We start from the raw sequence: 20,632 nt of genomic DNA, 5'->3' as shown, positions 1-20,632 counted from the left end.
GGGGGAAGGCGTACCCCCCTCCCTAACCCTCCCCCCCAAGGGGGGAGGGAACAAAACCAAGGTTACGGTGGCGGCGGGTCCGGCGGCTTCGCTTCGCCGCCCGGCATCGCGGCCACCGACGGGGCGGGGGCGAAGTCCGGCCGCAGCTCGGCGTAGCTCTCCAGCGCCGCGATCCGGCGGTCGAGCAGGGCCATCGCGTTCGGCACGTCCACCTCGATGAACGTCGTCAGCCGCCGGGCCGGGCCGCTGTAGTTCTCCTCGATCAGCTTCGGCAGCCGCTGGTGCCACGCCCGGCACTTCTCGACCTGCTCCTCGGCCTGCTCCAGCCGGGCCTTCGCCCGCCGCAGGTTCCGCTCCTGCACGGTCGTGTCCGGCATCCGCCCGGTCGCGTCCTCGAACTTCCGGCCGGACAGCTCGTTCTTCGCGCGGAGGACCTCCTCCTCGCAGCCCTTGACGGCCGATTGCCACCGCTTCTTCTGGTCGTCGAGCCAGTCGAACGCGCGGTTGATCTCCATCTGCAAGCTCGACAGCACCTCCGCGGCGGACGAACGGTAGTTCGCCAGCGTGATGAGCCACTCGCGGAGGGCGTCGATGGAGCGAACGTCGGCGGCGGTGAGGTTCATCGTTGCGCCAGGTACTCTTCGATCCGCTCGGCCTTGCGGAGCAGGAACGGGATGTGCAGGTTGGCCGCCTCGACGAAGCGTTCGAGCACGTTGGCGGTGGCCTCGAACTCGGCCCGGAACTTGTCGTGCTCCTGGTCCCGCCAGGTGTCGCTGAGGCCGACGAGCTGGCCGTGCAGCCCGGCGAGGTTGGTCTGGAGGTCGGCGTTGAACCGCTTCAGGTTGGCCGCGAACCGTCGCAGCTCGGCCGGATCGACGATGGCCTGGGACATGGTGGTGGCTTCCGGGACACGCGGACGGGCACTGGTGGCATTATAACGCCGCGGGTGGCGGCGGGGTTGGCGGGAAGGCCCCGACTTCCGAAGTCCGGCTTCGACTTCGGAAGTCGAACCGGCAACGACCACCACACAGAAGCAACGGCGAGCCGAGCGGCGTAAGCCGCCGGGTAACGCGCCCCTCACCCGGCGGCTTACGCCGCTCGGCTCGCCGTTGCGCGGGAATGGAACCCCCGCGCGGGATCGACTTCCGAAGTCGAAGCCGGACTTCGGAAGTCGGGCTGCCTCACTTCTTCCCCACCACGCCTTGCGCCGTCAGCCACTCGGCGAGGCGGTCCGGCCAGCCGGCCACGGCCGGCTCCGGCGCGATCCGCCACTTGCCACTCGCCGCGTCCTTCCAGCCGGTGCCGAGGCCGACGCCGTGGACGCCCTTCGCGTACAGGTGCAGCTCGCACGACACCTTCGCCTTTTTGCACGCCAGGTAGAACAGGACCGCGTTCTCCGGCACGACGGCCGCGTCCTCGCTCGTGTGGAAGAGGAACGTCGGCGGCGTCTTCGCCGTCACCCGCTTCTCGTTGGAGTAATACTCCAGCAGCTTCGCGTCCGGGCGCTCGCCGAGCAGGTTCTTCACCGACCCGCCGTGCGTCACGCCCTTGTCCGTCGAGATGACCGGGTACGACAGGATCAGGAAGTCCGGGCGGCAGCCGAGCTTGTCGATGTCGTCGCCGGCCGGCTTGCCGTCGTCGAAGTGCGTCCCGGCCGTGCTCGCGAGGTGGCCGCCGGCGGAGAAGCCCCAGATGCCGACCTTCTTCACGTCGATGCCGTAGTCCTTCGCCTTCGCCCGCACCAGGCGGATCGCCCGCTGCGCGTCTTCCAGCGGCGCGGGGTGCAGCGGGCCGGGCCGGTCCTTCGTGGCGATCCGGTATTGCAGCACGAACGCGGTGACGCCGTGCTTGTTCAGGAACAGGGCCGCGTCCTTCCCCTCGTGCTCGTCGGCGAGGAACCCGTACCCGCCGCCGGGGCAGATGACGCACGCCGCGCCGTTGGGCTGCTCGGCCTTGAACACGGTGACGGTCGGCTTGTCGGCCTTGCTCTCGCCGACGGCGTGCGGGACCTTGCCGGTCCAGAGCGGGAGGACCTCGTTGGCTGCCGGCTGGCCGAGAACGAGGGCGGTGAGCAGAAGCGGCGTCATGCGGAACGCTCCGGGGAGGATGGGGGTGGGGGCTTTATAGTAGTAGGCACACTCCGTGTGCCGTCTGCTGAGCCTCGCAGCGACTCGGACGAACCCGCCGATGGGTTCGCGCGCCGTCCGCTATCAGCCGCCGCGACCCAGGCGACCTCGCCGACCCGCCGAGGAGACGGCACACGGAGTGTGCCTACTACTTTAATCGCCCGCGGATATAGGCATCGCGGCCGACGGTGCGGACTTCGGCGTCGAGCAACTTGAAGGCATCGGCGACCGCCGCGACGCCGACCCCGCCGACGGATGACAGGGCGGTGTCACCGCCGAACACCGTCGGCGCGACGAAAACATGCGCCTCGTCGGCGAGCTTCGCGTCGAGGATTGAGCCGAGCAGCCCGGCCCCGCCTTCGACGAGCACGTTCGTCATCCGCCGCCGGCCGAGTTCGGCGAGCAGATCGTCGAGCGAATCGCCGCCGATGACCTCCGCGCCGTCGGCGGCCCAGCCGGCGAGCTTCGGCTCGTTCCCCTTCGCCGTGAACACGATCACCGGCACGTCGCGGGCCGTGGCCCGCAACTGGCACCGCGTCGGCAGTTCCCCCGACGCCGTGACGACGACCCGCGCCGCGACCCGCGGCCCCGGCGGGCGGGCGGTCAGAGCCGGGTCGTCGGCCCGCACCGTGCCGCCGCCGACGAGGACCGCGTCCATCCGGCCGCGCAACGCGTGGACGACCGCCCGCGACTCCTCGCCGCTGATCCACTTCGAGTCGCCGGTGCGGGTCGCGATCTTGCCGTCGAGCGTCATCGCCCACTTCACGTGAACCCACGGCCGGCCGCTCGAGAGCAGCTTCAGGTACGGCGCGTTCAGCGCCTTCGCTTCCTGTTCGCACACGCCGACAGTCACATCAATGCCAGCGTCGCGGAGAAGTTTGATCCCGCCGCCGGCGACCTTCGGGAACGGGTCGGCCATCGCGACGACGACCCGCCGCACGCCGGCGGCGAGGACCGCGGCCGTACACGGCGGCGTCTTCCCGTGGTGGCAGCACGGCTCCAGCGTGACGACGAGCGTGCCGCCGCGGGCGTTCGCTCCCGCCGTCGCGAAGGCGTTCACCTCCGCGTGCGCTTCGCCGAACTTCCGATGCCAGCCCTCGCCGGCGAGCTGGCCGTGCGCGTCGAGCACGACGGCCCCGACCATCGGGTTCGGCTCGACCGCCCCCCGGCCGCGGGCCGCCCGCGCAAGGGCGTGCGTCATCCAGCGTTCGTCGTCGGACATGCGGGAATCCAAGAAACGTCGCGAACCTTCGGCCGGTTGCCGCGTCTATTCCAGCGTACAGGAGACGACGACCGTGAACACCGCTTACGCGAGCTACGAACGCAACGACCGCCTCGAACGCGGCCCGGCGAAGCTACGCCCGATCGGTGATACCGCGTGACCCCGTGAGCCACCTGCGAGATTCGCAGCCGGCCGGGGGAACGTGAGGTCCCCCGGCCGGTTCTCTTTTTGCACCCCGTTGGTCTAACGGCGAGGACGCCGGGCTTTCAATCCGGGGGCGGGGGTTCAACTCCCCCACGGGGTACTTTGAACGCGGAACGCGGAGGTCGGAACGCGGAACGGAAGACAGAAGACAGAAGACCACCGAGGCTTAGGTGTTAGCGGCAGCACTTCCGGCTCTTACCCGGAGCGTGAGGGTTCGAGTCCCTCAGGCCTCACTTATCGATGCGTCTGTGACGTAGTTGGGAACGTACCGGCTCGCCATGTCGGAATCGCGGGTTCGACCCCCGCCAGACGCTCTGGGAAGAATTTCCCTCGTGATGTAACGGGAGCCTCCCGCTCTGATACGGCGGGCGCGTCGGTTCGACTCCGACCGAGGGGACTCGATCATGGCCCACGCGGAATGGAAGCAGTGGACGGCCGACGCCCGGCGTCCGTGTGTGGAACGACCATTGCCCTTGCGGAGCAGCCAGGAGTGCTCACCACCCTGTCACGGTGGGGATCGCGGGTTCAAATCCCGCCAGGGGCGCTGAGATCAGAGGTCAGAGGTCAGAAGAAAGCCCGCGGTCGAACGACCGCGGGGAAGCGACGGCACGGTACGCAAACCGGCAAAGCGGCCCGGCTCAAACCCGAGCGCCTGTGGGTTCGACTCCCACCCGTGCTACTGCGAGATGAATGCGCCGGCCGGCCCTGGGAGGCCACGCGGTTTGTAAAACCGCCGCACGCGATGCTCCGCAGGTTCGATTCCTGCCCGGCGCACTGATCGACGACGGCCCGTTCGTCTAGCGGCGAGGACGCCTGGTTCTCAACCAGAAAGCAGGGGTTCGACTCCCCTACGGGTCAATCCGGCACGCCGTGCCGGCCGGCGGTGACGTGGCCCAATCGGAAGGAGGCACCGGTCTCAGAAGCCGGGATGTGTGGGTTCGAGTCCCACCGTCACCAATTGCACAAGTGGACACTGGTGAGACGTTCCTCCATAGTGGGCGACGGGCGACGTTACTGCCGCTGACAAGACCCTGGGATTCGGCCGCCGGGCGGTGGCCCGGTTGACCGGGTTCGTTCTCGTCCCCGCCACCCGCTGGGCTGCGGGCGTGGGAGGAAGCGGACCTCGGGAACCCCGCTGCACGCCGGCCGCGACTTCCGCCGGACCGAGGTAGCGGGGAGAAGATGGTGGGCAATCTGCTCGCGTGAGTGAGGCCACAACCAAACCACCAGTCTGAAACGGTCCGGCGAATATCAGTTGCGGTAGGAAAGTGAGTTCGTGTTGACTGGCATATTCTTCATCGCCGCAACTCGGCCAGATATTGAAACCGTCAACATCACGTCGCATTCGTTTCCTCATACTGAATAATTCGGATTGCCGCCGTGGCTAAGATGGGATCAGGAATGGGGACAACGTCCGGTGGCACCGCCCCTAATGCCGAGTCCAGCAGAGGGTGAACAATTCGCATCCCTTCGATACCCGCATCCCGATGTACCCTTAGCACTGCTAAGATTTCGCAAGGAAAAATGTCGAACGGACTAGGCCAAAACTCAGACTCCTCATCGACGTCGGCATCGAACCGCGTGCAATGGTACTCGCACGCGCTTAGAACCCCGTCATGGAAGCCGCGTTCGTCCTGCCAATTCGTTACGAGCATTTCGTAAACACCAATGTTGTGGCTCGAAAGCACTTCAGCGGGCAACTTGTAACTCCGCCATGTCGCGTACAACCAAGCCACGAAGGAATGAAAGGGTGTTTCATCCCAGCCCTTAAGAAATCCCGTAGGGTTAGTAAGTTCGTTCAGTAGAACCTCGCCACACCAATCCGCGACGCCATCGCTTCTCAAAGCCATGGCTTGGGCCAAGCAACGGCTGATCGCGCGATGAACCAAAGGCACTGGGTAAGTTCGTCCCTCGGCGAGAACCGCCGCGAACGTAAGCTTTCTCACCCGGAGCGCCAAAGCCTGAAAATCGGTCCCGTTGAGTAAATGCCCCCAACCGGACCTATCTCCTGTCAGAATTTTATGCACACCGAGTTTATTTTCCCACAGGCAAAGTTTTTCCAGATGTACCGCCACGACAGCACGCGACGCAGTCGATTCGGCCTGTGCTAGACTCGCGGCTAAATCCCTTCTCGCTTTGTAGTCAAACAACCTCCGGTTCGTCTCCGATCCGACCCATGAGGTGTAATGAGCCGCCAGACGGGAAAAATCCCAAACAGCCTTGCGTTTCATGCCTCCCCCTTACCGTGGTCAGTTTAAGGTTGATCCCAGGGCAGTTGTCGGATATCACCTCGACCGGAGTGCTCGATCTTGACCCGGAAGCCCTGGATTGTCCCGGCCGCCTTGTGTTGTTCGATTAGAGGCGCCAGTGTGTCGGCAAAATCCCGCGTCCCGTTGGGCGTGGAACCTTCACGCCACCTTCCCTTGGCATCTTGAGCAAGGCCGACCTGTTTCTCCGCATACCCTACCGGACCGAGCTTTCGTTGATCCTGACTTAGACCCCCGTTGTTCGTTCGTGACGTCTTGGCATCAATAATATACAGCACACCGTCCTTCTTGGCGACAATGTCGAGGCCGTGGCCGCTATTGTTCTTGAGGGATCCGAGAACTTCGTAGCCCTGCTCCCCGAGCCATTTCATCGCGACCCTCTCGCCCTTGTTCCCGAGGGCGGTGTCGTTCCCGCTGGAGACCCTCGGCTTCGCTTCGATGTCATTAATTCCAGCGGCCTTCAAGGCTCTGATTGTTGAGCGGGAGCCGACGGCCGGTCGCCTGGCATCAACTCCCGCGGGGGGGATGTGGCCGGCGGTGGCTAATTTCTCAACGAGTTGCCTCGCTTGTTGAGGACTCATGTTCTCGCCGCCGTGGTCGTTCCACATCTTTCTCGCCGTTTTCGGATGAACGCCCTTCTTCTCCATGGCGGCAACAAAGGTTTCACACCCGTTGCTATTGTGACTCCAAGCGTCGAAGCCCCATTCGATTGCGCCAACGAAGTACGTATGCCAGTCGGCGATACGGAGGTTATATACCGTCGCCCACTCGCCCGCGTCCTTGGCGTCCACTCGTACCGTTTGCCCGTCGTGGCCGACGAGCATGTCACCGACGGCCAAGTCTCCGGCGGACAACCACCCCTTGCCGGGCACGTAGAACGGGTGCTCGCTCGTCGTCCCGATCCGCCGACCGGCCACCGTCAGGTACATCACCCGCGCGTGCCGGACGAACACCTCCTCGACGGCCTTCGGCTCGACCGGGCCGGCCGGGTCCCACTCGTCCCGCGACAGGACGAGGTCGCCGACCTTGAAGTCCTCGATCGCCTTCGCCCCGTCGGGCGTCAGCAGCGGCGTCCCGGCCGGGAAGCAACTCTTGAACGCCGCCCGGTTCGCCAGGTAGCCGGCTCCGCCGCCCAACCCGCCGTTCACCCCGGCGGCGATCAGCCGGCGGAAGCTGAACCCCTTCTCGTCCGGCACCAGGATTTGCATGGAGGCGTCGGTCAACATCCCGCTGACCGCGCCGGACGCGGCGTTGCGGGCGGTGAACGCCGCCACCTGGCGGACGGTCATGTTACACGCCATGCCGGTCGCCTGTTTGACCGCCTCCTGGCTGGCCCCGCGGGCGATGGCCGGGGCGAACGCCCGCCCGACCGCGCCGCCGATGGCCCCGCCGACGGCCCCGCTGACGAACCCCATCGCGGTCGCCGTACCGACTTGGTCCCAATCCACCTTGCCCTTGTCGATCAACTGTTCGGTGATGCTCCCGGCCGCCCCGCCGGCCGCCCCGGCGACGGCCCCGATGGCCGCCCCGAGGACCAGCCCGGACACGTCCCCGGTCAGCGCCCCGGCCACGGCCCCGACGATCGCGCCGGCGATCGCGCCGTTCACCGCCGCCCCGGCCACCTTGCCCCACGTCAGCTTGTCCAGGTCGCCGGTGATGGCCGCCCCGATGACCGTGCCGGCCACCCCGACCGCCGCCCCGACCAGGGCCCCGATGCCCATCGCGGCCCAACTCCAGATGTGCCCGCTCGGGTCGGTCGCGTTCGGCCACGTGTTCCCGGCGTACCGGGACAGGTTCGTGTCGCCGGCCGCGAAGCCCCACGAGTCCTCGCTCAGGAACCGCCCGCCGGCGACCGACAGCCACCGCGCCCGGTTGTTCTGCAGCCCGGTCACGAAGTCCGCGTCCCGCCCGGTGTACTCGAACCGGTCGTGGAACCGGGCCGGGGTGTACACGTTCGACTGCCGGGCCGACACCTTCGACCCGCCCTGGTACTCGAGGGCCTTCACGACGCTCAGGTCGGCGGCGCTGACCACCGCCGTGACCGACCCCTGGTTGTCGGTCGCGTACCAGTACGTCGGGTTGGCGACGCCGGCGGCCGCCGCGTCCTGGCGGGCGAGCAGCGAGTCCGCCCCGAGGGCGTGGACGTACCGCCGCTGCCACTCGCCGCTACCGTTCGCGTCCGCCCACACGTTCGCCCCGTCGTGGACATACTGCTCCTTCTCGATGAAGTTCGTCCGGTTGTCTGTGGTCCCATACTCGTCCGTCAGGTTCGGCACGTACCCGGACCGCGCGTCGGTGCGGGCGACGAGCTTGTCCTCGGCGTCGTACTCGTAGGTGACCGTGTCCCGGAGGGTGGACACATGCGCCCCCGGTTGGCCCGGCGTGTCCGTGCGGACCTCGTACGTCCGCACCTGGGTGAGCCGGTTCCGGTGGTCGTAGTCGAGTTCCTTGCGAACCCACCAGAGGAAGGTGTCGTACGTCCCCTTCGACGGGTTGTAGGTCGTGATCCGGCGGGGGTCGATCTTGACGACGTTCCCCTCGGCGTCGTAGGTGGCCGCGTCCGTTGCCCCCAGGGCGTACGGGCGTTCCGTGCTGGTGGCCGCGGACAGGGTTGCGTACGGCGAGTTCCCGTTCGCGTCGTAGGTCATCGTGACCGTGTTCGACGACCACGGGCTGGTCATCGGCTCGTTCATCGGGAACGACTCGTACGTGTACGACGCGATCTGGCCGTGGGCGTCGTAGTCGTAGGTCGTCTTGTTCTGGTAGACGTTCTCGGCCCCGTACCGGGCCGTCGTCTTGACCAGCCCGGCCTTGTTGTCGTCGTACGTGTTCGAGGCCCCGGCCACGACCACGTTCCCGGCCTTCTTGAACTCCCGGGCGGTGACCCGGCCGAGGCCGTCGTGCCCCATCGCCATGGTCAGGACGTTCGGCCCGCCGGCCGGCCCGCCGGCGGTGACGACCTGGCCGTTGACCTGCGACGCCAACCGGTCGAGCTTGCCGACCACGTCCGGGGCGTAGAAGTAGTCGGACTGGTACGTCACCGTGGCCGCGGCCGTGCCGAACTGCTTGGTCGAGACGCGGCCGGCGGCGTCGTAGAACGTGTTGACGAAGTTGCCCCACTTGTCCTCGGCGCGGGTCTGCCGGCTGGCGGCGTCGTAGGCGTACGCCATCGTCGCCGTCACCGTGCCGCCGCCGGTCGTCAGCGGGGCGGCCTCGGCCGTCTGCCGGCGGAGCAGGTCGAACTGGTGCGTCCGCCAGTGGCCGGTCGTCAGGGACGTGCCCTCGAACGACGCGACCATGTTGTTCGCGGCGTCGAACACGTACTGGTACTTGCGGCCGTTCGTCGTCCCGCCGATCCAGTCCTCCACGACCGTGTGGCCGAGGGCGTCGTAGGTGTAGTGCTTCCGCCACCCGCGGCGGTCGGTCACGTCGGCCACCCGGCCGAGGGCGTCGTAGGCGTAGGTCGTCGCCTTCCCGTGCGGGTCGGTGACGGACAGCTGCCGGCCGAGCGGGTCGAACGCGAACTTCGTCGTCTCCGTCCGGACCGGGCCGGCAGCCAAGGCGTCGCTCTTCCCCGGGTCCGAGTAGTAGTACGGCGTGACCTGGGTGATGACGGCCGTCTTGTTCCCGGCCGCGTCGTACTCCGTCCCGACCCACCGGCCGCCGTTGTCCGCCTTCGTCCACCGCTGCCGGCCGAGCCGGTCGTAGTAGTAGTACGTCGTGTCCAGCTTCGTCTGGACCATCGCCGGGCCGTGGACGCTGTACGTGTGCGTCGTCCGGACCGGCGGGGCCGTGCCGTTGTCCACCCCGGTGACGACGACCGTGTTCCGGTTCAGGGCGTCGAACTGGTACTCGGTCTTCGCGTCCTGCGAGTTCCACGACCAGATCAGGTTGTCGGTCGCGTCGAACCGGTTGACCGTCCACCGCTGGTCGGCCGTGTTGAACCCGTCCCGCAGCCCGGTCTTCCGGTTCAGCGGGTCGTAGTCGTACACGCCCTCGACGATCGTTTCGGCCAGCCGCACGCTGGCCTTCGTGTACGTCCGGATGATGTTGTCGGCCGCGTCGTACACGAACGTCGTAATCGGCCGGCTGTGCTTCGTCAGGTTGAAGAATGTCCCGTCATCGACCTCCGAGCCGGAGTACGTGGCCGTCTTCCGGTTCAGCCCGTCATAGGCGTAGGTCGTGCCGAGCGGGTTGTGGTAGTTGAACAGCTTCCCGCCCCTATCGAGCTGGGCCGTGTCGCTGATGCCGTTGACCAGCCGGACGAGGTTGCCGGCGTCGTCGTACTCCATCACCGTCCGCCGGGCCTCCGGCAACCCGGCCGCTTCCGTGATCCCGATCCGCCGGTTCGCCCCGTCGTAGGCGAACGTCGTCGTCCGCGGGGTCGGGCTGTTCAACCCCTCGACCGTGGCCGTCACGTTGTCGGCCGCGTCGTAGGCCGTCTTCGTGACCGGGGCGATGAACGCGGCCGCCTGCTCCGGCGTCATCAGCCCGTTCGGGTACTGGTAGCCCGCCGTCGCGACCGTCTGCCGGTTGAGCGCGTCGTACTCGACCTTCGACGCCACCCCGCGGGGGTCGATGACGGCGATCCCGTTCCCGGCCGAGTCGTACACGGTCGTCACGACCTGCGGGGCCGGGATGGCGTTCTTGTTGTAACTCGGGTTCGTCGCGTTCGGCTCCAGCGCCGGGTCGAAGTCCCCGTTGTTCACGACCGTCTGCCGGCCCATCAGGTCGTACCGGTAGGTCGTCGTTCGGACCTGGTCGAATGACGAGTACGAGTTCCAGCTCGGGTAGCCGAACGCGTACGTCAAGGACTGCGAGGACGCGAGGAGTTGGTCGGCGGCGTCGTAGGAGTAGCCGGTCACCCGCATCGGCGCGCCGGCCGGCCCTTCCCGGACGGCCCGCTTCCGGCCGAGCAGGTCGTAGTCGAACTCGACCCGCAGCTCGTGGCTGTAGTTCGCGATCGCCCCGGACACGGCGATCCCGCTCCGCTGGACCCGGAGCCGGTCGAACGGGTCGTACTCCATGACCGTCTGCCGGGCGTAGCTCGTGCCGGCCGCCTCGGTGACGCCGAGTTGCCGGTCGAGCACGTCGTAGGCGTAGGTCGTGGTCGTGGCGTGGGCGTACCCGATGATCGCCCCGGACACGGCGATGCCGGTCGTCTGCGCGAGCAGGTTGTCGGCCGCGTCGTACCCGAACGTGCTCTTGCGGGCCTCCGGCAACCCGACGGCCTCGTGCCGCTCGACCGGCCGGCCGAGGTGGTCGTAGGTGCTCTTCGTCACCACCCCGCGGGGGTTCGTGTTTTGCACCACGTCGCCCTGCGGGCCGTACAGGGTCGCCGTGGTCGCCTGCGCCCAGCCGAACTGGTCGGTGGTCAGGAAGACGGGGCGGTTGAGCTTGTCGTACTCCGTGAACGTGATGCTCTCGTGGCCGTAGTCGGCCGGCGACGCCCCGGACCGGATGCCGGTCGTCAGGGTTTCGACGTTCCCGTTGGCGTCGTACTCGAGCGTGGCCTGCCGCGCGACGTTCGACCCGTACCCGTCGATCGTGACGACGAGCCGCTCGGCCGCGTCGTACCCGTAGCTGGTCGTGGTCGGGTGGGCGTAGGCGACGACCCCGCCCTTGTTCGGGGCGTCGGCCGTAACGGACTGGACGTTGCCGACGGCGTCGTACTGCGTCTTCGTGTTCGTGCCGAAGTACGAGTCGATCGCCTTGTACTCGCCGGTGATCCGGTAGGCGTTGTCGTACGTGAACGTCGTCTGCACCGGGACCATGCGGACCGGAATGGCGGGGTGGTTGTAGGGCGGCGCGGCCGGGGCGGACAGCCCGCTGACGACGCGGATGACGTGCCCGGCCTTGTCATAGGCGGTGTACGTCACCCGGTCGAACCACCCCATCTTGACCTTGAGCTGGTCGGACGGCTGGCTCGGGTCCGGCACCCAGTTCTCGTAGGTCGCGACCGGCCGCGACCGCTCGTCGTAGGCCGTCCGGTCGGACACGAGGACGGACCACTCGAACCGGCGGGTGGTCAGGAGTTTCAGCCCGGTCGGGTCGTACACGTAAGACGTGACCCGCTGCAGCCCGGAGTACCCGGCGTCGCCGACGTACTCCTCGGTCACCCGGTCGAGCTTGTCGTAGACGTACCGGTGCGTGCTCGGCCGCGCGTAGTTCGGCCGGGCCGAGTCGCTCAGCCCGCTCGTGACGGCCTCCAGCCGGTCGTGGTAGTCGTAGGCGTAGGACGTGGTCCGCACGTCGGCCGTGCCGACCGCCTCGACCACCTTGCCGGCCCCCTCGGCCACCTGCGTCGTCTGCGTCACCACCGGCGGGCCGCCGACGTTCGGCGACGGCCGGGTGACGGCCTTCTGGCCGCCGTTGTCCCAGTACGCGTAGCCGGTCGTGAACCCGTTCGGGTCGGTGACGGTCAGGAGTTGGTTGCGGCCGTCGTACACGCTCGTCGTGGTGTACGTCTTCGGGTCCGTGACCCACGTGACGAACGCCCCCTCCGGGGTGTACTCGTACCCGTAGCTCGTCGTGTTGCCGACCGCGTCCTGGCTCGTCGCGAGCCGGCGGTTGAAGTCGTAGGTGTACTGCGTCGCGTGCTGGTTCGCGTTCGTCACGCTCTTCAGCAGCCCGGCGTCCCACGACCCCTTGCTGCCGTGGTACGTGTACGTCGTCTGCTTCTGGTTGCCGTCCGTCGTCGTCTCGACGAGGCCGAGGGCGTTGTACGTGGAACCGGTCGAGACGCCGTTCTCGTCCGTCGATTTCGTGACGAAGTGGAACGTGGAATCGTATTCGTAGCTGACGAACGTGCCGTCCGAGTACTCGACCTTCCGCAGGTCGCTCGGGTGGGCCGCGTCGTAGGTGTACGTCGTCACCCGGCCCACCTCATCGACCGCCCGCACCACGTCGCCGTGCTTGTTCCGGGCGACCGCGGTGGTCGCGCCGAGCGGCCGCTCGGCCTTCAACTCCCGGCCGCGGGCGTCGTACGTGTACGTCACCTGGTAGTCGCCGACGCTGGTGCCGAACCCGTGGTCCCACTTGGCGGTGATCGGCCCGGTGACGGCGTCGCGGGTCGTCTTCGACTCGTCCCCGAGCGCCACCCGCGCGGCCGGCCGGAAGTAGCGGTAGATGCTCGACGACTCCGGCCCGGAGGTCGTCACCGAGTAGTAGAAGTCCGACGGGTAGTCGGAGTAGTACGAGTGCTTGACCGGGGCCCACTCGTCGCTCCCCAGCCGGTCGCCGCTGTACGTGAACTTGCGGACGGAATCGTTCGCGTCCGGGTTGGTGATCGACGTGAGCGTTTTGACGTACAGCCCGCCGGCCAGTTCCAGTTCCACGTCCCGGTCGCCCGGCTGGTGGATCGTCACCGCCGTCTTGCCGTACTCGAACGTCGTCACCCCGCCGTCCGGGGCGGTGACGGTCTCCACCCGCTGGAGCTTGTCGTAGGCGTAGGTGGTGCGGACGCCGGCCGGCGTCTCGACCCGGATGAGCTGGCCGAGGCCGTTGAACGTCACCAGCGACGTGTCCTTCGCCGTGTAGACGTACTCCTTGTCCTTGCCGACGTACTTGAGCGTCCCGAACTCCTCGTCCATCGCCTTGAACGTCTTGTCCTGCTTGTCCTTGTCCGCCTGCTTGGCGTTCCCGCCCAGCGGCGGGGTGAGGTTGTCGAACACCCGCGCGTCGCCGGCGGCCGTCACCCACATCACGTCCCCGTCCCCGCCGATGTGCAACTGGTCGATGAGGCCCCACCCGGCCCCGTACGGGGCCTGCCGCTCGGACCGGTCGCGGACGACGACCGGCATCCACCCGGAATGCTTGGTGTTGACGACCCGCGGCCCCTCGACCGGGTCGTTGACGTGTACGTCGACGTCCGCCGACCAACTGTACAGGCCGGTGAACTTCAGCTCGTCCTTGACGCGGGCGGCGAGCGTGTACCCGCCGACCTCGTCCGGCTGCTTGCCCAGGGTGAACGTGATCGGGGCGTGCTCGACCGGCCCGTTGCCGGGCAGGATTTCCGTGTTCGGCGGCTGCTTGTCGTTCCACGTCAGGGTGACGACGGCCTTCTCCGGCACGCCGTTGAACTCGCCGTCGATGTGGATTTCCACGATCGGCCGCACGTCCGTCGTGGCCGAGTTGTACGCGAGCGCGGGGCTGCCGCCGACGCCCGTGCCGGGGCTGAGGTCGAAGTCGAGGCCGTGCGAGAGCCGCAGCGACCCGTCCCCGAGGCCGACGGCCCCGCCGCCGACCGTCACCAGCCCGCCGCGGGTCGGGTCGGTCGTCCGGGTGAACGCCGTGATCGTCGAGTTGTCCCGCGGCGCGTCCGCCTCCTCCTCCTCGTCGGCGTAGTCCCACTCGCTCTGGTCTTCCCACCCGGCGTCCACGTCGAGCGTGTCGTGCAGCACCCACTGTTGGAGGTACAGCCCTTCCACCGGGTCGGAGAAGTAGTTCGCCGACCACCGGGCCGCCGTGCTGCCGGAGTAGTACCCGCCGTTGTAGTACGCGTACCCGTACCACCCGGTCGGGCGGAACTGGTTCTCCGGCTGCCCGGCCACGCCGGTGCCGATGGTGATGGTCAGCGGCGTCGGGCCGAACACCGCGGCCGCGTACTCGTGGTCCGCGACGACCTCGAACACGCCCGGCGCGCCGTCCTTCTCGCGGACGTACGCGTCCGTGTCGAGCGGCGACCCGTCGCCCCACAGGACGCGGGCGAAGTAGTCCTCGGCGTCCCCGTTCGCGTCCGCGAACGTCGCGAGGATCAGGTCGCCGGTGTTGACGGTCGCCAGCACGCCGTCCTCGTGCGGCACGAGGGCCGGGGCCACCCCGGTCTCGAACACGCGGGCCTCGGTCATCAGGTTCGTGTCGTTGTCCGGCCCCTGGATGGACACGAGCACGTCGTACCGCCCGGCCTTGTCGTAGGCGTGGCCGCCGAGCACCCGGAACGTGCCGTCGCCGACGGCCTCGATCGTCACGGCCTCGTCCGGCGACCCGTCGCCCCAGTTGACGGTGGCCGTGTACGCGCCGGCGTCCTCGTGGAACGGGTCCGCGTCGATGAACCACACGAGCGGCTCCTCGATCGTCGCCCCCTCGTCGCCCTTGATGTACGGGTTGACGAGCATCGACCGGATGGGGGCGGCGGCCGCCTCCAGTTGCCGGTTCGACGACGCCGAGTCGTAGGTGTTCCAGTGCGTGGTAACGGTGTCGAACACGCCCGGCTCTTTGTACAGGTGCGAGTTCCCGTACCCGGTCGTGAACTTGGACGTGAACACGTCGTAGTTCTCGTCCCACTCGCCCCAGTACCCGTACCCGTACCCGTACCCGTATCCCCACCCGTAGCCCCACCCGCCCCAGCCCCAGCCGTACCCGCCCCAGCCCCAGCTGGTGGCGGTCACGCCCTCGGAGATGCTCGTCCCGTCGCCCCAATCGACCGAGTTGCCGTTCGAGTACGTGTACTCCTTCGGCGGGCAGCACCAGTACCAGTAGTACGGGTTGCTCTCCCACCAGGCGTTGTACGCGGTGTAGTCGTACGTCCACGTCTCCTCGAACGTGGCCAGGTACTGGTACGACGGCGACCCGGCGGCCATCTCGGCGACGTGCGCGGTGCTCTCCAGGTCGAGCGCCTTGCCGCTGTCGTGGACGACGTGGACGTGGATGGTGAAGTCGCCGCGGACGGCGTACTTGTGCGACCCGATGACCTTGAACTTGCCGTCCCGGCCGACGACCTTGACGGCCGACTGGTAGAAGTAGCTGCCGGCCGTGACGGCCAGCGACGAGTCGGTCCACCCGTCGCCCCACTCGACGGTGACGGTGAACTCCCGCGGCAGGGCGGCCGCGTCCTCGTAGTCGAACTCCGCGAGGACCGTCTCGTCCAGCCCGGCCGAGTTCCCGTACCACCCGTACCCGTAGTACCACGAGTTGTACCCGTAGTACCACGGGTTGTACCCGCCGTAGTAGTAGTTGTAATAGTTCCCGTAGTACCCGTTCGGGCCGGCCGTCGTGCCGTTCCACCACCCGTCGGACGCGCTCGTGTTGATCGTCCGCGGGGTGACGTTCGTGAAGCTCGGGGCCACGACGTTGGCCGTCGTGTACGCCTCGGCCAGCGCGCCGGTCAGGTTCCCGCTCGTGTCCACCTCGAACTCGGTGATCTTCACCGTGACGGCGTACGCCCCGGACTGCTCGTACGTGTGCCGGGCCTTCACGACGTACTGGTAGTTCATCCACCACGGCAGCGACGGGTCGGCGAACGCGGGGTCGGCCTCGATCGTGCCTTCCGTGATCGTCCCGTCGCCCCACTCGACGAACGCCCGCAGCTCGTCCCCGAACCAGAGCGGGAACTGGCTGATGTCGAACTTCGCGACCACCCGGTCGGCGGGCATGTCCACGCCGGCCGGCAGCCGGTCGTCGGTCAGGTTGCCGAGCGGCTCGGCCGTCAGGTCCATCCACGGGACGTACGTCGGGTCCCACGGCCCGACGGTCACGTCGGTCAGCATGACGAGGTCGTCGCCGCCGCCGTAGTCGTCGTGGACTTCGACCCGCGCGCGGTACTTCCCCGGCCCGTAATACGTGTGCGACGCGACGACCTGGTAGTGCCCCTGGGACACCTCGACGAGGTCGATGTCGGCGGCCCCCCACCCGCTGTACGTGCTGCTCTCGCCGTCGCCCCAGTAGACGGTGACGGTGTGGTCTTCCGGGATCGCGTCCGGGCTCGGGTTGGTGAACTCGGCGATTAGTACGTCCGCCATCTCCTCCCACTCGGTCCCCTCGAGCGGGTCCACCTCGACCTCGGCCAGCGCCGGGGCGGCGACGCGGATGGACGTGTACCCGGTCGCGGCGGTCCGGTAGTAGCTCCAATACGTGACCGTCTTGCCGTACGGGTCGGTGTACTCGACGAGCTTCGCGCCGGAGTGGTCGTACACGCTCACGGAGACGGCGTAGTTCTTCACGTCCTCGTACTTGTGCGTGCCGGTGACGGTGAACCCGCCGCCCGCGCCGCCGCCCCCGACGGTGCCTTGCTCCCACTTCCCGTCGCCCCAGGAAATCCACGCCTCGAAGTCGCCGGCGGCCGCGCCGGAATCGGCGGACGTGAACGTGGCGATCGTCGCGCCGGCGATCTCCACGCCCTGGAACACGGTATCGACCTTCGCCCCGTCCACGATGAGCGTGATCGCCTCGACATCGCTATCGACCTCGATCTCCGGCGGGCAATTGGTCGTGCAGTTGCAGTCGCTGCCGGTGGACGTGCTCGTACTCGTACTCGTACCGGACCCGGACCCCGATCCCGAGCCGGTCCCCGGACCGGTGCCCGGCCCCGTCCCGCTGCCCGTCCCGGACCCCGTTCCCGGGCCGGAGCCGGACCCGACGTCCGTGTTCGTGCTCGGGCCGGACCCGGACCCGGACCCGGACCCCGTGCCGGTGTTCGTGCTCGGGCCGGACCCGGACCCGACGCCGGGCTTGATGGCGTCGATTTCTTCCTGCGAGAGCCACGGCCAGTAGGCGTCGACGGGCTTGATGATGGTGGGGGCGGACCCGATCGGCGGGGCCGAGCCGGACCCGATGGAATTGCGGATGCCGCCGAGGGTGGAGTAGTCCGGGTCCGGGCGGGTCGGGCTGGGGAGCGTGTACCGCGGGGCGTCGGTCGCCCCGGTCCCCGTGCCGGCCGGGATGCCCGGCCCGCCGCCGCGGGTGTTCGCCGGGAGGGCGAACCCGTCCGGGGCGGCGACGGCCATGTCGAGCTGGATGCCGCCGTCCTGGTGCAACCAGTCCATCATCGCGCGGATTTCTTCCTTCACCGGGTCCGGGTACGTGTCCACCTGCGTCCAGATGATGCCGCTGCCCGACCCGGTGCCCGTACCGGGGCCGGACCCGCTGCCGGACCCGATCGTCGTGTTGGTCGAACTGCCGGTCCCGCTGCCGGTCCCGCTGCCGGTCCCCGAACTCGTACCGGAGCCCGTGCCGGACCCCGTTCCCGAACTCGTGCCGGACCCGGTCCCGGACCCGCTGCCGGTCCCGGACCCGGAGTCGCAATCGCAGTAGCAGTAGTACCAGGGGTACCAGTACCACGGGACGTAATGCTTCGTGACTTCAATCGAGATGGTGACGGACGCGGAGATGTTGATGTGGCTGGACTGCGGGTACAGGTCGTAGCTGGCGGCCGTGTACGTGCCGTAGGGGTAGCCGGAGTAGTACGGGTAGCCGTAGTAGTTCTCGTTGCCCCGCTCCCAGATCGTGACGGTCGCGTTCCACGTCTTGCTCGTCGATTCCGGCGGGTTGGAGATCGGCATGTACGGGCTGCCGTAGACGGTGAAGTACCCGTCCTCGCCCTTCGTGACGTACGCCCCGCCGACCCGCCCGTCGCCCCAGTCGATGAACCCGGTGAAGTCGCCGGCCTGGGAGTCGACGTCCGCGTCCTTGAACTGCGTGACCGGGACGCTCGTCCAGTACCCGTAGGACGACCCGGCGTACCACCCCCAGTACCCGCCGTACCACCCGCCCCAGTAGTACGCCGTGTACGGGTCGTAGACCCACACGTCCCACTTGTACTCGGCCCCGGACTTGAAGTCGCCGGCCGTCTCCGCCGTCAGCGGCACGCCCTCGACGAGCACCTTCCCGAACCCGGAATCCTTGTCCTCGGCGATCGACACCACGTCGAGCTTCGGCAGGAACGCCCCCTCTTCCGGGTACTTGTACGCGGCCGTGACGGTGAACTTCGCCGTCTTCCCCTCCACCCCGTCGGCCACGATGGTCAGGTCGTTGGCCGGGTTGTTGTCCTTGTCGTTCGTCACGTAGCTGACGCCGTTGCCCCAGTTCAGGGTGGCGTTGAAGTCGGCCGGCGTGGCCGTCGGGTTGTTCACGGTGAACCCGCCCACCACGGTCGTCGGCAGCGGCTGGTTCTCCCCGGCGAGGAGGTCTTCCTTCACCGTGGCGGTGATGTCGCCGACGCGAACCGTCGTGTTCGTGGTGGCGATCGTCTTCTGGACGAACTCCGGCCCGTACTCCAGCGTCGCCTTCACCGGCAGCGGGGTGTTGTACCCGTTCTCGTACGTCACCTTCGTGAACGTGTGCTTGCCGGTGACGACGTAGTGCCCGGCCCCGAAGTCCTCGATCTCGAGTTGCTCGTTGGAGGACGACGTGCCGTCGCCCCAGTCCACGGTGACCTTCATCTCCTCGATCGGCCGGCCGAGGGTGTTCTCGTCGATGAACCGGGCGATCACGCCGTCGAACTCGACGCCGCGGCGGGCGTCGATCGTCACGTCCCGCGGGTCCTCGTTGATGTGCGGCTGGGACACGAGCGCGAGCGTCGTCCACTCCCACAGCTTGCCCTCGTCCGTGTCGAGCAGCTTCACGCCGACGGTGTAGCTCTTCGTGTCCGCGTACCGGTGCGTCCCCTTGATCTCGAACAGGCCGTTCTGGCCGACGACCTCGCCGACCGTGGTCTTGTCGTCGCCCCAGTTAATTTCGGCCTTGAAGATGCCGGCCCGCTCGAACGCGTTGGCGTTCTGGAACCGGGCGACGACGCCCTCCCAGTGCTCGCCGGCGACCGGCTCGAACGACCCGTTCGGCTCCGGGGCGACCGGGGCGTTGCCGACGAGCACCTGGTTGCCGGTGACGACGATCTCTTCCTGGACGGTGCCGCCCTCCGACCGGGCGACGATCGCCGCCTGCGGGAACCGGCCGGCGTCCTTGTAGGCGTGCGACCCGGTGACCTGGAACGTCGGCCGGCCGTTGACCGGCGACCCGGCCACGACCTGCCCGGCGGACGACTCGCCGTCGCCCCAGTGGATGACGGCCGTGAAGTTCCCCGCCGTGTCCGTGTTGAACGGGGCCTTGAACCCGTTGATGACGAAGTCGTACTGCTTCCCCTCGTACCGGCCGGTGTTGTCCACCGGGACGGCGTTCGAGTCGATCGGGGCGAACGCCCCGGCACCGAACGCGCCGGCCTGCGGCTCGTACCCGCCGGCCGGGCTTTGCGGCCCCGGCCCGGCCGCCGCCGTGCCGAGGAACGACTGGTCGGTGAGCGGGGCGTCCGGCCCGGCCGACAACGGCGCGGGCGCGAGGAACGTCGTCCCGACGGCGGCCGCCCCGGCCACCTCCACCCCGCCGCCGCTGCCGCCGCCGCCGAGGTCGAACCCGGCGTCGTCGCCGACGAACGAGAACAGCCCGGCGTACCGGAAGTCGTCCTCGTCCGACCGCCGCGGGTCGCCGAACTCGTACGCGGCCCCGCGGGGCGTCCCGCGGACCGGCGGCGCGAGCGGCACGGCGTCCGGCCCCGCCGGCGAACCGTCCTCCCCGAGCGCGACGCCGTCGGTCGCCGTTGCCGCCGCCCGCGGGTCCGCCGGCGGGGTCGTCCAGAGCGTCGCGAGCGGGTCGAACCCGATCACCCCCGCCCCGAACCCGCTCGCCGCGATCGCGCTAAGGCTGTCGCTGGCGGCCCCCCGCATTTCCATTTCCGTCGCCGCCAGCCGCGGCCCCTTCGTCGGCTTGCCGGGCAGTCGTCGGGTCCGGCGGGCCGAGAGGTAGCCGGCCGTGAGATAGTCGAGGGCGTCGAAGATGGCATAGAACGGACGACCGACCGTGCCCGAGATGAGGCGGAAGCGCGTCATGCTGCACCTACGAGGGGTAGGAAGTGCTGGCGAACAGATGGGCGACGGTCTGATTGAGCGAGTCAGCGGCGACGATCCTAACTTCGCCAAATCCCCTCGTCAAGCGAAGAGATGGGATTTTTCTGAGATTAACGAATTTTTAGTTTTTTCCGTTTTTTTGCTGGCATCCCCGTGCGGCATTTTGCATTCTGTCAACCAATCCACGTCGCCCTCCCG

6 protein-coding genes and 9 tRNA genes are annotated in these 20,632 nt (G+C 68.2%); 9 read left to right on the top strand and 6 right to left on the bottom strand.

Annotated features, from left to right (window positions below):
- Positions 1-62: 62 nt before the first annotated feature.
- From AC5JJ2_RS02020 to ribD, 4 genes are all read right to left on the bottom strand, one after another.
- Positions 63-623: a hypothetical protein gene (locus tag AC5JJ2_RS02020; RefSeq protein ID WP_495856283.1), complete on the bottom strand. Its 561-nt coding sequence runs from the start codon at positions 621-623 to the stop codon at positions 63-65.
- Entirely contained in the window at positions 620-892 is a 273-nt protein-coding gene (locus AC5JJ2_RS02015; protein ID WP_495856282.1) for a WXG100 family type VII secretion target, read from the bottom strand. Before AC5JJ2_RS02015 ends, AC5JJ2_RS02020 begins: the two co-directional genes overlap by 4 nt.
- 289 nt (positions 893-1,181) lie before the next feature.
- Positions 1,182-2,087 carry an alpha/beta hydrolase gene (locus AC5JJ2_RS02010; protein WP_495856281.1) on the bottom strand — a complete coding sequence of 302 codons (906 nt, stop codon included), beginning with the start codon at positions 2,085-2,087 and terminating at the stop codon, positions 1,182-1,184.
- A 187-nt stretch (positions 2,088-2,274) separates the two neighbouring features.
- On the bottom strand, positions 2,275-3,348 hold the full coding sequence (gene ribD / locus AC5JJ2_RS02005; protein ID WP_495856280.1) for a bifunctional diaminohydroxyphosphoribosylaminopyrimidine deaminase/5-amino-6-(5-phosphoribosylamino)uracil reductase RibD: 1,074 nt from the start codon (positions 3,346-3,348) through the stop codon (positions 2,275-2,277).
- A 232-nt stretch (positions 3,349-3,580) separates the two neighbouring features.
- On the opposite strand from ribD, the gene AC5JJ2_RS02000 reads away from it, so the two are divergent.
- The 9 genes from AC5JJ2_RS02000 (at position 3,581) to AC5JJ2_RS01960 (ending at position 4,509) form a co-directional block, all read left to right on the top strand.
- Positions 3,581-3,652: transfer RNA gene (locus AC5JJ2_RS02000), tRNA-Glu, on the top strand.
- Positions 3,653-3,713: 61 nt separating this feature from the next.
- Positions 3,714-3,785 (top strand) — tRNA-Lys (locus tag AC5JJ2_RS01995).
- Between the two features lie 9 nt (positions 3,786-3,794).
- Positions 3,795-3,866: transfer RNA gene (locus AC5JJ2_RS01990), tRNA-Gly, on the top strand.
- 12 nt (positions 3,867-3,878) lie between these two features.
- Positions 3,879-3,949 (top strand) — tRNA-Ile (locus AC5JJ2_RS01985).
- Positions 3,950-4,021: 72 nt separating this feature from the next.
- Positions 4,022-4,096: transfer RNA gene (locus AC5JJ2_RS01980), tRNA-Asp, on the top strand.
- 61 nt (positions 4,097-4,157) lie between these two features.
- Positions 4,158-4,231 (top strand) — tRNA-Leu (locus AC5JJ2_RS01975).
- A 13-nt stretch (positions 4,232-4,244) separates the two neighbouring features.
- Positions 4,245-4,326: transfer RNA gene (locus AC5JJ2_RS01970), tRNA-Tyr, on the top strand.
- 12 nt (positions 4,327-4,338) lie between these two features.
- Positions 4,339-4,410, top strand: a tRNA-Glu gene (locus tag AC5JJ2_RS01965).
- A 24-nt stretch (positions 4,411-4,434) separates the two neighbouring features.
- Positions 4,435-4,509: transfer RNA gene (locus AC5JJ2_RS01960), tRNA-Leu, on the top strand.
- A gap of 377 nt (positions 4,510-4,886) precedes the next feature.
- On the opposite strand, the gene AC5JJ2_RS01955 is transcribed toward AC5JJ2_RS01960, so the two are convergent.
- Positions 4,887-5,783: a hypothetical protein gene (locus tag AC5JJ2_RS01955; RefSeq protein WP_495856279.1), complete on the bottom strand. Its 897-nt coding sequence runs from the start codon at positions 5,781-5,783 to the stop codon at positions 4,887-4,889.
- A gap of 23 nt (positions 5,784-5,806) precedes the next feature.
- Positions 5,807-20,416 carry a polymorphic toxin-type HINT domain-containing protein gene (locus AC5JJ2_RS01950; RefSeq protein WP_495856278.1) on the bottom strand — a complete coding sequence of 4,870 codons (14,610 nt, stop codon included), beginning with the start codon at positions 20,414-20,416 and terminating at the stop codon, positions 5,807-5,809.
- Positions 20,417-20,632: the final 216 nt, after the last annotated feature.

This window comes from Limnoglobus sp., assembly GCF_059499385.1.
Note: the sequence above shows the minus strand (reverse complement) of the source record. Positions and strands in the feature narration are given on the sequence as shown.

Coding starts and splice junctions, on each gene's coding strand:
- AC5JJ2_RS01955 (WP_495856279.1), bottom strand. CDS start 5,783: ATGAAACGCAAGGCTGTTTGGGATTTTTCCCGTCTGGCGGCTCATTAC.
- AC5JJ2_RS02010 (WP_495856281.1), bottom strand. CDS start 2,087: ATGACGCCGCTTCTGCTCACCGCCCTCGTTCTCGGCCAGCCGGCAGCC.
- AC5JJ2_RS01950 (WP_495856278.1), bottom strand. CDS start 20,416: ATGACGCGCTTCCGCCTCATCTCGGGCACGGTCGGTCGTCCGTTCTAT.
- AC5JJ2_RS02020 (WP_495856283.1), bottom strand. CDS start 623: ATGAACCTCACCGCCGCCGACGTTCGCTCCATCGACGCCCTCCGCGAG.
- AC5JJ2_RS02015 (WP_495856282.1), bottom strand. CDS start 892: ATGTCCCAGGCCATCGTCGATCCGGCCGAGCTGCGACGGTTCGCGGCC.
- ribD (WP_495856280.1), bottom strand. CDS start 3,348: ATGTCCGACGACGAACGCTGGATGACGCACGCCCTTGCGCGGGCGGCC.